At 67.2% G+C, this 13,173-nt stretch carries 14 protein-coding genes; 10 read left to right on the top strand and 4 right to left on the bottom strand.

What is annotated here, in order from left to right:
- Window positions 1-303: 303 nt before the first annotated feature.
- Together ACZ5EF_RS18980 and ribA are read right to left on the bottom strand one after the other, a co-directional pair.
- On the bottom strand, window positions 304-585 hold the full coding sequence (locus ACZ5EF_RS18980) for a hypothetical protein (protein ID WP_346061007.1): 282 nt from the start codon (window positions 583-585) through the stop codon (window positions 304-306).
- Between the two features lie 99 nt (window positions 586-684).
- Window positions 685-1,320, bottom strand: a complete 636-nt coding sequence (ribA, locus tag ACZ5EF_RS18975; protein ID WP_346061008.1) for a GTP cyclohydrolase II — start codon at window positions 1,318-1,320, stop codon at window positions 685-687.
- A 225-nt stretch (window positions 1,321-1,545) separates the two neighbouring features.
- On the opposite strand from ribA, the gene hemE reads away from it, so the two are divergent.
- A complete protein-coding gene (gene hemE / locus ACZ5EF_RS18970; RefSeq protein ID WP_346061009.1) occupies window positions 1,546-2,622 on the top strand; it encodes a uroporphyrinogen decarboxylase in 1,077 nt (358 codons plus the stop codon).
- A complete protein-coding gene (locus ACZ5EF_RS18965) occupies window positions 2,615-2,977 on the top strand; it encodes a VanZ family protein (protein WP_346061010.1) in 363 nt (120 codons plus the stop codon). The genes hemE and ACZ5EF_RS18965 overlap by 8 nt, the downstream gene beginning before the upstream one ends.
- A 132-nt stretch (window positions 2,978-3,109) precedes the next feature.
- Here ACZ5EF_RS18965 and ACZ5EF_RS18960 read toward each other — a convergent pair whose 3' ends face one another.
- The gene (locus tag ACZ5EF_RS18960) at window positions 3,110-3,583 is read right to left on the bottom strand and encodes a hypothetical protein (RefSeq protein ID WP_346061011.1); all 474 of its coding nucleotides are present in this window, start codon (window positions 3,581-3,583) and stop codon (window positions 3,110-3,112) included.
- Window positions 3,584-3,794: 211 nt separating this feature from the next.
- Here ACZ5EF_RS18960 and ACZ5EF_RS18955 point away from each other — a divergent pair, with 211 nt between their 5' ends.
- The 3 genes from ACZ5EF_RS18955 to ACZ5EF_RS18945 all read left to right on the top strand — a co-directional run bounded on the left by ACZ5EF_RS18955 (window position 3,795) and on the right by ACZ5EF_RS18945 (window position 8,343).
- Window positions 3,795-4,223 carry a host attachment protein gene (locus ACZ5EF_RS18955; protein ID WP_346061012.1) on the top strand — a complete coding sequence of 143 codons (429 nt, stop codon included), beginning with the start codon at window positions 3,795-3,797 and terminating at the stop codon, window positions 4,221-4,223.
- A gap of 126 nt (window positions 4,224-4,349) precedes the next feature.
- On the top strand, window positions 4,350-6,236 hold the full coding sequence (locus ACZ5EF_RS18950; RefSeq protein ID WP_346061013.1) for a methyl-accepting chemotaxis protein: 1,887 nt from the start codon (window positions 4,350-4,352) through the stop codon (window positions 6,234-6,236).
- Window positions 6,226-8,343 carry a methyl-accepting chemotaxis protein gene (locus ACZ5EF_RS18945; RefSeq protein ID WP_346061014.1) on the top strand — a complete coding sequence of 706 codons (2,118 nt, stop codon included), beginning with the start codon at window positions 6,226-6,228 and terminating at the stop codon, window positions 8,341-8,343. The genes ACZ5EF_RS18950 and ACZ5EF_RS18945 overlap by 11 nt, the downstream gene beginning before the upstream one ends.
- A 75-nt stretch (window positions 8,344-8,418) precedes the next feature.
- Here ACZ5EF_RS18945 and ACZ5EF_RS18940 read toward each other — a convergent pair whose 3' ends face one another.
- Window positions 8,419-9,345 carry a LysR family transcriptional regulator gene (locus ACZ5EF_RS18940; protein ID WP_346061015.1) on the bottom strand — a complete coding sequence of 309 codons (927 nt, stop codon included), beginning with the start codon at window positions 9,343-9,345 and terminating at the stop codon, window positions 8,419-8,421.
- Between the two features lie 151 nt (window positions 9,346-9,496).
- Here ACZ5EF_RS18940 and ACZ5EF_RS18935 point away from each other — a divergent pair, with 151 nt between their 5' ends.
- From ACZ5EF_RS18935 to ACZ5EF_RS18915, 5 genes are all read left to right on the top strand, one after another.
- Complete coding sequence (locus ACZ5EF_RS18935; protein WP_346061016.1) at window positions 9,497-10,273, top strand: ferredoxin--NADP reductase; 777 nt, start codon at window positions 9,497-9,499, stop codon at window positions 10,271-10,273.
- A 133-nt stretch (window positions 10,274-10,406) separates the two neighbouring features.
- Window positions 10,407-11,198: a GntR family transcriptional regulator gene (locus tag ACZ5EF_RS18930; RefSeq protein ID WP_346061017.1), complete on the top strand. Its 792-nt coding sequence runs from the start codon at window positions 10,407-10,409 to the stop codon at window positions 11,196-11,198.
- Between the two features lie 274 nt (window positions 11,199-11,472).
- Window positions 11,473-11,790 carry a nitrite reductase small subunit NirD gene (gene nirD, locus ACZ5EF_RS18925; RefSeq protein ID WP_146801682.1) on the top strand — a complete coding sequence of 106 codons (318 nt, stop codon included), beginning with the start codon at window positions 11,473-11,475 and terminating at the stop codon, window positions 11,788-11,790.
- Window positions 11,791-11,794: 4 nt separating this feature from the next.
- Window positions 11,795-12,103, top strand: a complete 309-nt coding sequence (locus tag ACZ5EF_RS18920) for a recombinase-like helix-turn-helix domain-containing protein (RefSeq protein WP_346061018.1) — start codon at window positions 11,795-11,797, stop codon at window positions 12,101-12,103.
- A gap of 38 nt (window positions 12,104-12,141) precedes the next feature.
- Window positions 12,142-13,173 (top strand): aromatic ring-hydroxylating dioxygenase subunit alpha, encoded by a 1,032-nt coding sequence (locus ACZ5EF_RS18915; RefSeq protein WP_346061019.1) that lies wholly within the window; start codon window positions 12,142-12,144, stop codon window positions 13,171-13,173.

The following is a 13,173-nucleotide window of genomic DNA, read 5'->3' as shown; positions in this document are numbered from 1 at the left end:
CCGAAAATGTAGCAAATCTCTTACAAGATAACCCTTATGATCCTGCCCGGGTGATTTTTTGTATCTTCTTCTCAGGAGGGTGTCGCTGATTGTTGGGCAAGTTATTGCCTGACTCGGGCAATAACTTGCCCGGCTTTTTGGGCTGTTCTTCTTTCGGGTGTCTCATTATTACTTTTTTACTATTTTGCGTTTCTAATGTTGTCGTGGCGTCGCCATCCTCAGTTTGGCTGAAAGGGCGCCCAAAGCGACCCATGGCGCTACCCACGGCGTGCCGTGGGTAGCGCCAGGTGGTACGAGAAGGGGTTAGTGGGCCGCCTGGCGACCCAACGACAGGGGGTTGCCGTTGGCGTCCACATGCATGGGCGGCTGATAGCGTTTCAGGCGCAACCAGGCCTGGGCCATGGCCTCGCTGTTGCCGGATAGCAGATGCAGGTTGGCCGGCTCCCGGACCCTGTCGGCCATGCCGCCGTACTGACTCGTTGGTGCCTGGTTGAGCTCCAGGGCCAGTTCGCTGGCGCGGTCGGCCTGGGCCATCAGGGGCAGGGCCACCAGGGGCAGGGCGATCAGCAGAAGACGTGTTTTCATGACGAGTCCCTCCATAAGGCTAGGAGCACAGAGGGCGTCGCGATGGCCGAGAGGCGCATCTCCGACGCTTGTGTCTTAGCCGGCCATGGAGGGAAAACCTTACGACTTGCGTTCGATATCCACGTCGCTGGCCTGGGTGAAGTCGCCCAGGGCCATCATATGGCCGAGCTTGCCGGCCTTGGTGGAGAGGTAGTGCTCGTTATGGGGGTTGAGGCCGGTGGTCAGGGGCACTCGCTCGGCGACCTTGACCCCGGCCCGGGTCAGGGCATCGACCTTGCGGGGATTGTTGGTCATCAGGCGCAGGCCGGTGATGCCCAGGTGCTCGAGCATGGGCACGCAGAGGTCGTAGCGGCGCATATCGGCACCGAAGCCGAGGCGCTCGTTGGCCTCCACGGTGTCGGCGCCCTGATCCTGGAGATGGTAGGCGCGGATCTTGTTGAGCAGGCCGATGCCGCGGCCCTCCTGGCGCAGGTAGAGCAGCACGCCGCGGCCCTCGCTGGCGATGCGCTTGAGGGCCTCCTGGAGCTGGTAGCCGCAGTCGCAACGCATGGAGAAGAGCGCATCGCCGGTCAGGCACTCGGAGTGCACCCGGCCCAGTACGGGCTCGCCGTCGCTGATCTCGCCCAGGGTCAGGGCGATATGGTCCTTGCCGGTGGCCTCGTCCTCGAAGCCATGCATGGTAAAGGTCGCCCAGGGGGTGGGCAGCCGGGAGGCGGCGATGAATCGAATCGTCACGGGTTACCTCGTCGTACGGGCGGCGCTCGGGCGCCTGGCCAATCGGGCCATTCTAGCAGGATCGAGGCCGTGGCTCACGGTCTCGACGACAAGGGAGGAGAGAAAGGCGCGTCGCTCCGGCCTACCCCCGGGCTCCCTGGTTATTGCAGTCGACCTCTGAACCCGGCGCGACACCCGGGTGGCTTCGGGTACAATGCGGACAAATCTTGTCGAGAGTGAGCCCCCATGGAACTCAAGAACGATCGCTTCCTGCGCGCCCTGGCCCGTCAGCCGGTGGACCGCACCCCGGTATGGATGATGCGCCAGGCCGGCCGCTATCTGCCGGAGTATCGCGCCTCCCGGGCCGACGCCGGCAGCTTTATGGACCTGTGCCGCAACCACGACCTGGCCTGCGAGGTGACCCTGCAGCCCCTGGAGCGCTATCCGCTGGATGCCGCCATCCTCTTCTCGGATATCCTCACCATCCCCGATGCCATGGGCCTGGGACTCTACTTCGAGACCGGCGAGGGACCGAAATTCCGCAAGCCGGTGCGTACCCCGGAAGCCGTGGCGGCGCTGAGCGTGCCGGACGCCGAACGCGACCTGGGCTATGTGATGAAGGCGGTCTCCACCATTCGTTCGGCCCTCGATGGCCGGGTGCCGCTGATCGGCTTCTCCGGCAGCCCCTGGACGCTGGCCACCTATATGGTGGAGGGCGCCTCCAGCAAGGACTTCCGGCATGTGAAGACCATGCTCTATGACACGCCGGACACCATGCACCAGCTGCTGGACACCCTGGCCCAGGCGGTCACCGACTACCTCAATGCGCAGATTCGCGCCGGTGCCCAGGCGGTGCAGATCTTCGATACCTGGGGCGGGGTGCTCTCCACCCCGGCCTATCTGGAGTTTTCGCTGCGCTACATGGAGCAGATCGTCGCCGGCCTCGAGCGTAGCCAGGACGGCCGCAAGGTACCGGTGATCCTGTTCACCAAGAATGGCGGCCAGTGGCTGGAGCATATCGCCGGCACCGGCTGCGATGCCCTGGGGCTGGACTGGACCACCGAACTGGCCGATGCCCGGGCCCGGGTGGGCCACAAGGTGGCGCTGCAGGGCAACCTGGACCCCAATGTGCTGTTCGCCAAGCCCTCGGCGATTCGCGCCGAGGTGGCGCGGATCCTCGATAGCTACGGCACGGGCCCCGGCCATGTCTTCAACCTGGGCCACGGCATCAGCCAGTTCACCGACCCGCAGCATGTCACGGCCTTTATGGACGCCCTGCATGAGCTGAGCCCCGCCTATCATGCCCAGATCGAGCATGACTGAGTGGCTGTGCCGCTGGCATCATCGCCGCCGCTTGTGGGCGGCGGTGGCCCTGGCCGCGGCCCTGCTGATCGCCCTCGGTAGCCTGACCCCGGGCAGCGAGATGCCCCAGTCCCTGCCCTGGGACAAGTTCAATCACTTCGTCGGCTATGCCGGCCTGGCGGGGCTAGTGGGCCTGGCCGGGCTGCGCCTGCCTTGGGCCTTCGCCGTGGCGGTGGCCTATGGCATCGCCATCGAGTTGGCCCAGGTCCCGGTACCGGGCCGCAGCGGCGGCGATAGCTGGGATATCCTCGCCAATAGCCTGGGGAGTGGCAGCGCCGTGCTGCTGCTATACGGCCTGCGCCGCCACTTGGGCTAAGGATACTTCGCCGCTTTCCATAAACCCTGGCTGGGTGCCGGCGGCGCCGTGCTGCTGCTTGCCGTTATCCGTCGCCGTTTGGGCCTGGTTTCTTTCTAGGCCCATGTCGGTCAGGCCCTACGCCAGTCCGCCTTAGGAGAGGCGAGGCTCGCCTTGGGTATCGGCCTCGTCGAGACCGCCCTGGAAGTTCAGGGTCGGCTCGCTGGCCTCCTGACGCACCCTGGCCTTGCCCACCACTTCGTCCTCCAGCGTCACCCGGCGGGCCTCGCTGGTCCAGGCGCTGTCCGGGTCGTGCACGGCGGGACGGCGAGCATAGGAGCGTGTCATCACCGATTGGGGGGCGAAGCCGCCCTGCCGGGCCGCCAGGTGGTAGGGCAGCAACCATAGCTCCAGCAGCAGCCGCGCCGCCACCATGGCCAACAGCAGCAGGCCGCCGCCCAGGGCCAGGTCGGGCCAGGCCGACAGCCAGGAGGTTTCCCCCAGCCAGGGGGTGTGCGGCAACAGGCGACTCAGGCCATAGGCGAGCAGGCCCAGTTGCAGCAGCAGGTGGCAGAACAGCAGGGTAGAGCGGGGCAGGGGGTGACGCGGGAAAAGGAATCGACGCATGGCTAGCCTTCCTGGAGTTGGCGGTGCGGAGACGCTCGGCTTCCTGCCGATGCCGGGATGCTACCCCAGTTCGTGGCTCGGCGCAGCCTCCGTGGCGGGGGAAGTTGACGCTTTCCCGGGCCCTTGCCACGCTCCATAAGAGGCCTGGACGTTGTCGAAAAACCGACGCCTCTGGCCTCGCCTGTTCCCTTTGTCTTGCCAAGGAGTTCCCATGACGACCTATATCGTGGTGGCCGACGCGGCGCGCGCCCGCGTCTTTACCCGTGAGGGACTGAAGCTGGAAGAGAAGGAGAGCCTAGTGCATGCCGAGGGGCGCCTGCACGAGGGTGACCTGGTGACCGATGGCGGTGGCGAGGTGCATGAATCCATGGCGCGCACCTCGCGAACCTCGGGGGGAGAGAGCGTCGCCTCCCATCACCAGGCGGAAATCTTCGCCAAGCAGGTGGCGGAGTGTATCTATCGTGCCCGGGTCGGTAATCATCTGCGCAAGCTGATCCTGGTGGCCCCGCCGCGTTTCCTGGGCATCCTGCGAGACAAGCTGGATGCTGCGACCCACAAGTTGTTGATTCATTCCCTGCCCAAGGACCTCTCCAAGGCGTCCCTGGCGGATATTCAGGAGGCGGTCAGCGATATGCGATAAGCGAATGCTTATGTTCTAGGCGACGCTAAAGCTCGTCGGGTCGGCAGCCGATACCTAGGTCTAATGCCGGCCCATGGCACCCGTGGGGCGGCTCTCACAACAACTTCCCGACGAGCGAGACCCCGCATGCTGACATCCCTGCGCACCCGCATCCTGATTGCCGCCGTGGTGGTCATCACCCTGGCCCTGGTGATCAATGGCGTGGCCAGTTACTTCACCCTGCAGTCTCATAACGAGCGCCAGATCGCCCAGCAGCTCGATGCCACCGCCGAGGGTCATGCCCAGGCCGTCGGCGAGTGGATCGAGGCGCGCCGGGCCATGACCGCCGCCACCGAGGATGCCGCCTTCGTCGACGATCCCATGCCAGCCCTGCTGCAGCTGGCCGCCTCCGGCGGGTTTCTCTCTGCCTATATGGCCACCCCTCAGGGCAGTGAGCTGATCACCTCCGACGGCTGGGAGCCGCCCGCCGACTACGATCCCCGCGTCCGTCCCTGGTATCGCGGGGCCGAGGCCGCTGGCGAGACCATCGTGACCCTGCCCTACAGCGATGCCAATACCGGCCAGCTGGTGGTGACCATTGCCCACCCCATCTACCGGAACGACCGCCTGCACGCCGTGCTGGCCGGCGATATCGTTATCGACACCATCGTCGAGGGGGTCGCCGAGATCCGCCCCTCCGCCGAGAGCTTCGCCTTCCTGGTGACCGGCGACGGCACCCTGATCGCCCACCCGGATCCCACCCTTTCCCTGGAGCCTTCCAGTCGCCTCAACCCGGCCCTGGACGCCACCTTCCTGAACGAGCTGCCTGCCGCGAGCACGCCGCCGCTGCTGGAGCTCGATGGCCGCGAGCGACTGCTGGGGAGCCGGCCCATCGCCGGCACCGACTGGCAACTGGTGGTGGCCCTGGACGAGCGTGAGGCCACCGCCGGCCTGCGCGCCATCCTCGGCACCTCGGCCCTGACCCTGGTGCTGGTGGCCCTGGGGGCGGTGCTGGTGCTGGGTGCGCTGCTCAAGGTGGTGTTCCGTCGCCTGCAACTGGCTCGGGATGCCATGGGGGACGTGGCCAGTGGCGAGGGGGACCTGACCCGTCGCCTGCCGGAGGAGGGCCAGGACGAGGTGGCGCAGATCGCCCAGGCCTTCAACCGCTTCGTGGCCAAGATGGAGGCGGTGATGATGACCATTCGCGACAGCAGCGAGTCGGTGCGCATCGCCGCCAACGAGATCGCCAGCGGTGGCCAGGACCTGTCGCGGCGCACCGATAGCGCCGCCTCCAGCCTGCAGCAGACCTCCGCCTCCATGGAGGAGATCACCGGCACCGTGGCGCAGACCGCCGACTCCGCCCAGGAGGCCAACCAGCTGGCGCTCTCCGCCTCCCAGGTGGCGGCCCGGGGCGGCGAGGTGGTGGGCGAGGTGGTTACCACCATGGACGCCATCGGCGACTCCTCGCGGCAGATCGCCGAGATCGTCAACGTGATGGACGGCATCGCCTTCCAGACCAACCTGCTGGCGCTCAACGCCTCGGTGGAGGCGGCCCGGGCCGGCGAGCAGGGCCGCGGCTTCGCGGTGGTGGCCGGCGAGGTGCGTAACCTGGCCAGCCGCAGTGCCAATGCCGCCCAGGAGATCAAGGCGCTGATCGAGGCCTCGGATAGCCGCGTCAAGGACGGTGCCAGCCTGGTGAGCCAGGCCGGCGAGACCATGGAAGAGATCGTCGCCAGCGTGACCCGGGTCACCGATGTGCTGGGCGAGATCAACGCCGCCGCCGGCGAGCAGCGCGATGGCATCGGCCAGGTCAATGTGGCGGTCACCGAGCTGGACGGCATGACCCAGCAGAACGCCGCCCTGGTGGAGGAGTCCACCACCGCCGCCGAGCAGCTCAAGGAGCAGGCGGATCGCCTGGCCGAGGCGGTCGGTGCCTTTACCCTGTCCCAGTCCGCGGCATCGGAGCGGCCCAGCCTGCCGCGAACCCCGGTGGCCGCCGCGCCTTCCCAGGAGTTGGAACACCATGCATTTTAAATCCCTGCGCTGGTTCGTGGTGGCCCTGGCCGGCGCCTGCCTGCTGGTCGTGGCCCTGGCCCTGGTGGCCTATGCCCTGGTGGCCTCGTCGCGCACCCAGGATACGGTGGCGACCCATACCCGGGCGTTGATGGAGGGCGCCGTCGATGAGCGCCTGGCGGTACTGGCCGAGGCCCAGGCGGTGGAAATACGGCGGCGCCTGGAGGAGCCGCTGCGAGTCGCCCAGATGCTGGCCCAGACCAATGCCCTGATGGGCCGCGAGGATGCCCAGGGGCGTCCCCTGCTGTGGATGGATCGCGACGAGCTCTCCACCCTGATGCGCGAGACCCTGGCGGATTACCCCGATCTGGTGGATGTCTATATCGGCTGGGAGCCCGATGCCTTCGACGTGGATCGTTTCCATGCGGGGCGCGAGGCGGATGGCTACGAGGCGGAGACGGGCCGCTACATGCCCTGGTGGTACCGGGACGCCGATGGCGCCATCGACGTGCTGCCCCTGGGGGATATGGAGAGCGAGGCGCTGCTGCCCAGCGGTATCCGCGAGGGGGAATATTACCTCTGCGTGCGGGAGAACGAGGCGCCCTGCATCATCGACCCGGCCGCCTACGAGTTCGGCGACCAGACCCTGATGGTTACCTCCTTCAATGTGCCGGTGATGGTGGAGGGCGACTTCCGCGGCGTGGCCGGCGCCGACCTCTCGGTGGACTTTATCCAGGGCCTGCTGGAGGCGGCCAATGCGGAGCTCTACGATGGCGCCGGCGAGATGGCCCTGGTGGCCGCCGGCGGTGGGGTGGTGGCCCATAGCGGTGCGGCCGAGCGTCTCGGCGAGTCCGCCGAGGCGGTGATGGGCGAGCGGGTGGCCGGCCATCTGGCCGCGGCCCGGCGCGATGGCGAGATGGTCGGCGTCGAGGCCGAAGGGCTGCTGGAGCGCTACCTGCCCTTCCGCATCGGCGATACCCCGACCCAGTGGACCCTGGCCATTCGCCTGCCGGAGGCGGCGGTGCTGGCCGAGCTCAACGCCCTGCAGGGCGTGCTCGCCGAGCAGCGCCGCCACGACGCCCTGGGCATGAGCCTGGTGGGGGCCCTGCTGGCGGCCCTGGGGCTGCTGGCCCTGGCCTGGGTCGGTGGGCGTATCGCCCGGCCGCTGCGTGAATTGGCGGGCCGCATGCGGGAGATCGCCTCCGGCGATGGCGACCTGACCCAGCGCCTGCCGGTGCGCGGCCGCGACGAGGGAGCCCAGTTGGCCACCCAGTTCAACGCCTTCGCCGACAAGATCCACGACGTCTTGGTGGAGGTGCGCCACAGCAGCGAATCGGTGCGTGTCGCCGCCGCGGAGATCGCCAGCGGCGGCCAGGACCTGTCGCGGCGCACCGATAGTGCCGCCTCCAGCCTGCAGCAGACCTCCGCCTCCATGGAGGAGATCACCGGCACCGTGGCGCAGACCGCCGACTCCGCCCAGCAGGCCAACCAACTGGCGCTCTCCGCCTCCCAGGTGGCGGCCCGGGGCGGCGAGGTGGTGGGCGAGGTGGTCACCACCATGGACGCCATCGGCGACTCCTCGCGGCAGATCGCCGAGATCGTCAACGTGATGGACGGCATCGCCTTCCAGACCAACCTGCTGGCGCTCAACGCCTCGGTGGAGGCGGCCCGGGCCGGCGAGCAGGGCCGCGGCTTCGCGGTGGTGGCCGGCGAGGTGCGCAACCTGGCCAGCCGCAGTGCCTCCGCGGCCCAGGAGATCAAGGCGCTGATCGAGGCCTCGGATAGCCGGGTCAAGGACGGCACCAGCCTGGTGGCCCAGGCCGGCGAGACCATGCAGGAGATCGTCGCCAGCGTGACCCGGGTCACCGATGTGCTGGGCGAGATCAACGCCGCCGCCGGTGAGCAGCGCGACGGTATCGGCCAGGTCAATGTGGCGGTCACCGAGCTGGACGGCATGACCCAGCAGAATGCCGCCCTGGTGGAGGAGTCCACCACCGCCGCCGGCCATCTCCAGGAGCAGGCGGACCGCCTGGCCGAGATCGTCGGCGGCTTTACCCTGCGCATGGAGGCCCAGACGTCGCTGGCGGCCCCCGAGGAGGCGCCCCGGCGGCTCCCCGAGCCGGCCTGATCCTGCGGTCGCATCACGCCAAGCCCCGGGCCTCTTGCCCGGGGCTTGGCGTTAAAGGGCCGTTTCCAGCCGGCCTCAGGGGTAATAGGGCAGGGCGATCTGGTCGCTGCGCTCGACGCCCTCGGTCAGCTGCCGGCACAGCTTGAGGAATTCGCGCATCCCGGTGGTCAGGTACTTGTGGCGGTGCCAGATAAAGGCGAACTGGCGGCGCAGGTCCAGCTCCGGGGTGGCGATGGGCACCAGGCTGCCGCGGCGGAAGGCGTCGCGCAGCGCCAGCCGCGAGACGCAGCCGATGCCCAGCCCCGACTCCACGGCGCGCTTGATGCCCTCGGTATGCTCCAGTTCCAGCAGGGTATTGAAGCGCCCGCGGCGGTGGCGGGCGGCATGCTCCAGGGTCAGGCGGGTGCCGGAGCCCGGCTCGCGCATGATCCAGGCCTCGCGCATCAGCCGCTCCAGGGGCACCGCCTCGGCCCCCGCCAGGGGGTGCTCGGGGCCGCAGAACACCACCAGCTCGTCCTCCACCCAGGACTGCATCACCAGGTCCTCGTGCTGGCAGTCCCCCTCGATCAGCCCCAGGTCCAGCTCGTGCTGGACGATGCGTTCGATGATGCCCTGGGTATTGCGCACCGAGAGGCGTACCCGGCTGCCCGGATGGCGCTGCATGAAATCGCCGATCAGCAGGGTGGCCAGGTAGTTGCCGATGGTCAGGGTGGCGCCCACGTCCAGGGAGCCGACGCCATGCTGGCCGCGCAGCAGCTCCTCGATCTCCTCGGCGCGATCGAGCAGCGCCACCGCCTTGGGCAGCAACTGGAAGCCCAGGGCGTTGAGTCGGAGGCGCTTGCCGATACGGTCCAGCAACTGGCAGTCGAACTGGCGCTCCAGCTCCGCCAGGGCGGTGCTGGCCGCCGACTGGGAGAGGGCCAGGGCGCGGGCCGCCCGGGAGACGCTCTCGTGCTGGGCTACGGCCACGAAGACCTCCAGCTGACGCAGGGTATAGCGCATACGTGCCTCGCTCGGCAGGATCTCATATCTATATTATAGATAAGCTTTATCCATACAATCCATTTAACAGATATGTCATCGGCTCTTAGAATTAGCACAAAGATCAGCTTAGTCGCCTTATGCGCTAATCGAATATGAGAAGGAGTCGGTCGTGAGCAAATTTGCCCAGGAAGAAGTCCTCAGCGTTCACCACTGGAACGACACCCTGTTCAGCTTCCGTACCACCCGCGAGCGCAGCCTGCGCTTCAAGAACGGCCAGTTCGTGATGATCGGCCTGGAGGTGGACGGCAAGCCGCTGATGCGCGCCTACTCCATCGCCAGCCCCAATTACGAGGATCACCTGGAGTTCTTCAGCATCAAGGTGCCGGACGGCCCCCTGACCTCGCGGCTCCAGCACCTCAAGGTCGGCGACCATATCATGGTCAGCCGCAAGCCCACCGGCACCCTGGTGTGTGACGACCTGCTGCCGGGGCGCAACCTCTACTGCCTCTCCACCGGTACCGGCCTGGCGCCTTTCATGAGCCTGATCCAGGACCCGGAGGTCTACGAGCGCTTCGAGAAGATCGTGCTGGTACACGGCGTGCGTACCGTCAGCGAGCTGGCCTACGCCGACTTTATCACCAAGGAGCTGCCGGCCCACGAGTACCTGGGCGAGGAGATCAGCGAGAAGCTGGTCTACTACCCCACCGTGACCCGCGAGGAGTTCCACACCATGGGCCGCCTTACCGATCATATCCGCGACGGCAAGCTGTTCGCGGACACCGGCCTGCCGCCCATCGATCCCAAGCAGGATCGCGCCATGATCTGCGGCAGCCCGGCCATGCTCGACGAGACCAGCGCCCTGCTCGACGACCTGGGCTTCAAGATCTCCCCGCGCATGGGCGAGCCCGGCGACTATGTGATCGAGCGCGCCTTCGTCGAGAAGTAAGCGTTACGTCATTAGACGGGAAGAAAAAACCGCCCCCATGGCCATTGCCTTGGGGGCGGTTCGCTTTGAGCTGGCTTCCCGCCGGCGTTCAGGCTGGTAGAATGCCGCCACTCACTATCGTGAAGGCGCTGCCGTGTTGATCCCGCTAGCCGAGCGTGTCGCTCGTCACCTCGAGGCCTCTCCTCGCACCCCCAAGTACCTCTGCCTGCGCGATGCCCTGGTCGAGCTGATCAACGAGGGCGAGTTGCCCGAGGGCACCCGGTTGCCCACCGAGCAGGCCCTGGCCGAGGCCCTGCCGCTGAGCCTGGGCACGGTGCAGAAGGCGCTGCGCGACCTGGTGGAGAGCGGCGAGCTCTACCGCCGCCGGCGCCTGGGTACCTTCGTGGCCGGCGGCGATCATCGTCGCGAGATCACCACCCCGGCCTTCCACTTCCTGCGCCCCGACGGCTCTCCGGTCAAGCTGGTCTTTATTCGCCTGCTCAGGCGCGAGGCCCTGACTCGCCGGGGTGTCTGGGAAGCGGTGCTGGGGGCGTGCGAGAGCGGCTACCTGCATCTGGTGCGCCAGGACCGTATCGACGGCACCTTCGACTGCTATACCGAGATCTACCTGCGTGCCGACCAGGCCGGCGAGCTGATGCGTCTGTCCGCCGAGGCCCTGGAGCACGAGAGCGTCCTGCCGCTGCTGCAGCGCCTGGGGGTGGCGCCGGTCCTGGCCGATAATCGTATCGGCCAGGGGCGCCTGCCCAAGGCGGTGGCTCGGGCCATCGTGCCGGAGCTGGCCGAGGCCCCGCCCCCCGGGATGCGCCTGGAGACCCGCTACCAGGACGCCGAGGGGCGTACCCTGGCGTGGCAGATTATGTACATTCCCCCCAATGACTACCGGTTGACCCTGACCACCCAGCTCCGCCAGCTCGCCGAAGGCTAGAAACCGGGCTTCACCCGGAGCTTGAAGCCATAAGCTGGAAGCCTGAAGAAAATCCCTTGCCCCTTGCCCCTTGCCCCTTGCCCCTTGCCCCTTGCCCCTTGCCCCTTGCCCCTTGCCCCTTGCCCCTTGCCCCCTCTTTCGATGAATACTATATAGTATTGACAGGCGAGGCGGCTCGGCTATACTCGTCTGCATAGGATCAAATAATAAATCGTGTTTCATTATTGATACGCGAGCACGGACGACCCACGCATCCAATGATGAGGACGGCCCCATGAGTTGGACCCCTGTCTGCAAGACCGATCAGGTGCAGGAAGACTTCCCCTTCTCCGCCAAGCTGGGCGACAAGGAGATCGGCGTCTATGTGCTGGACGGCGAATACTACGCCCTCGAGGACGTCTGCCCCCATGCCTATGCACTGCTCTCCCAGGGCTTCGTCGAGGATGGCCAGGTGGAGTGCCCGCTGCATGAGGCGGTATTCGACATCAAGACCGGCAAGTGCCTGCGCGAGCCCGCCGACCGGGACCTGCATGTCTACCCGGTGCGCATCATCGACGACGAAATTCAGCTGCAAGTCAGCGAGGAGGCCTGAGCCCATGTCCACCACCCTCGACCATAACCCCGAGCTCAAGACCTGGGCGCGCATCATCCCCTCCTCGGAGCCGGGTCAGGGCCATATCGAGCGCCCCGGCGGCTTCGATAACCGGGTCTGGCAGAACCGCCAGCGCGCCCCGGAGGCCTTCGAGCTGGCCCTGGTGGCGGCCCTGGAGGCCGTCTTCGAGAGTGGCGCCAGCGAGCTCGAGGCGGTGATCGCCGGGCTCAACGAGCGCCATAGCCAGGATCGCCAGGGCCGGCCCTGGACCCAGGAGAGCTTCCTCCAGGAGATGGCGGTGCTGGGCCAGTAAGGCCGCGCCCCGAGACAACGATAATCAAGGTGAGAGAGATGACGACAGCCGCTTCCATGGACGCCGACGTCCAAGACTATCTCGATACCGGCCTGCGCTCCCTGTGGTACCCGGTGGTGGCCAGCTGGGAGGTGGGCAGCAACCCCCTGGGCATCACCCGCCTGGGCGAAAACCTGGCCCTGTGGCGCGATCACGACGGCGTGGTGCACGCCATCGAGGATCGCTGCCCCCATCGCGGTGCCCGCCTCTCCAAGGGCTGGAACCTGGGCAACCGCCTGGCCTGCTGGTACCACGGGGTCGAGGTGGACGGGGAGGGCACCGTCTGTGACGTGCCGGCGATCAGCAATAGCCCCATGGTGGGCACCTCCTGCGTGCGCCACTACCCGGTGCAGGAGGCCCAGGGCGCCATCTTCGTCTTCTTCGGCACCACCCCGGACGAGGAACCGCCGGCGCTGGAGCTGCCCGAGCAGCTCACCGACGAGGCCAGCTACGGCCACTTCCTGTGCACCGCGACCTGGAAGTGCAACTACCAGTATGCGGTGGACAACGTCATGGATCCCATGCACGGCACCTACCTGCATGCCGACTCCCACTCCATGGCCGAGGGCGATCGCCAGGCGGAGATGGTGCTGGAGCCCACCGAGACGGGCTTCATCTTCAAGAAGACCGGCCAGACCGGGGTCAACTTCGACTGGGTGGAGTACGGCAACAGCGGGGCCCTCTGGCTGCGCCTGTCGATCCCCTACCAGCAGCGCTTCGGGCCGGGCGGTCCCTTCTGGATCGTCGGCATGGCGGTCCCCGAGGACCAGGAGCACACCCGGGTGTTCTTCTGGCGGGTGCGCAAGGTCGACGGCTGGCAGCGTCAGGTGTGGCGCTTCTTCTACCGCACCAAGCTCGAGGGCCTGCACTGGGACGTGCTGGAACAGGATCGCGTCATCCTCGAGAACCTGGCCCCGGACGCCCGTCACCACGAGAACCTCTACCAGCACGACGTGGGCCTCTCGCGGCTGCGCCGGGTGATGCTGAAGATGGCCAAGGCGCAGCTCGCCAAGCGCCGGGAGGCGGCCTGA

The sequence above is a fragment of the Bisbaumannia salifodinae genome (assembly GCF_055388505.1).
Note: the sequence above shows the minus strand (reverse complement) of the source record. Positions and strands in the feature narration are given on the sequence as shown.

Bases quoted from the DNA above. Each gene is read 5' to 3' on its own strand.
- ACZ5EF_RS18940 (WP_346061015.1), bottom strand. From the start codon at position 9,345: ATGCGCTATACCCTGCGTCAGCTGGAGGTCTTCGTGGCCGTAGCCCAG.
- ACZ5EF_RS18965 (WP_346061010.1), top strand. From the start codon at position 2,615: ATGACTGAGTGGCTGTGCCGCTGGCATCATCGCCGCCGCTTGTGGGCG.
- ACZ5EF_RS18980 (WP_346061007.1), bottom strand. From the start codon at position 585: ATGAAAACACGTCTTCTGCTGATCGCCCTGCCCCTGGTGGCCCTGCCC.
- ACZ5EF_RS18920 (WP_346061018.1), top strand. From the start codon at position 11,795: ATGTCCACCACCCTCGACCATAACCCCGAGCTCAAGACCTGGGCGCGC.
- nirD (WP_146801682.1), top strand. From the start codon at position 11,473: ATGAGTTGGACCCCTGTCTGCAAGACCGATCAGGTGCAGGAAGACTTC.
- ACZ5EF_RS18950 (WP_346061013.1), top strand. From the start codon at position 4,350: ATGCTGACATCCCTGCGCACCCGCATCCTGATTGCCGCCGTGGTGGTC.
- ACZ5EF_RS18915 (WP_346061019.1), top strand. From the start codon at position 12,142: ATGACGACAGCCGCTTCCATGGACGCCGACGTCCAAGACTATCTCGAT.
- ACZ5EF_RS18960 (WP_346061011.1), bottom strand. From the start codon at position 3,583: ATGCGTCGATTCCTTTTCCCGCGTCACCCCCTGCCCCGCTCTACCCTG.
- hemE (WP_346061009.1), top strand. From the start codon at position 1,546: ATGGAACTCAAGAACGATCGCTTCCTGCGCGCCCTGGCCCGTCAGCCG.
- ACZ5EF_RS18945 (WP_346061014.1), top strand. From the start codon at position 6,226: ATGCATTTTAAATCCCTGCGCTGGTTCGTGGTGGCCCTGGCCGGCGCC.
- ACZ5EF_RS18955 (WP_346061012.1), top strand. From the start codon at position 3,795: ATGACGACCTATATCGTGGTGGCCGACGCGGCGCGCGCCCGCGTCTTT.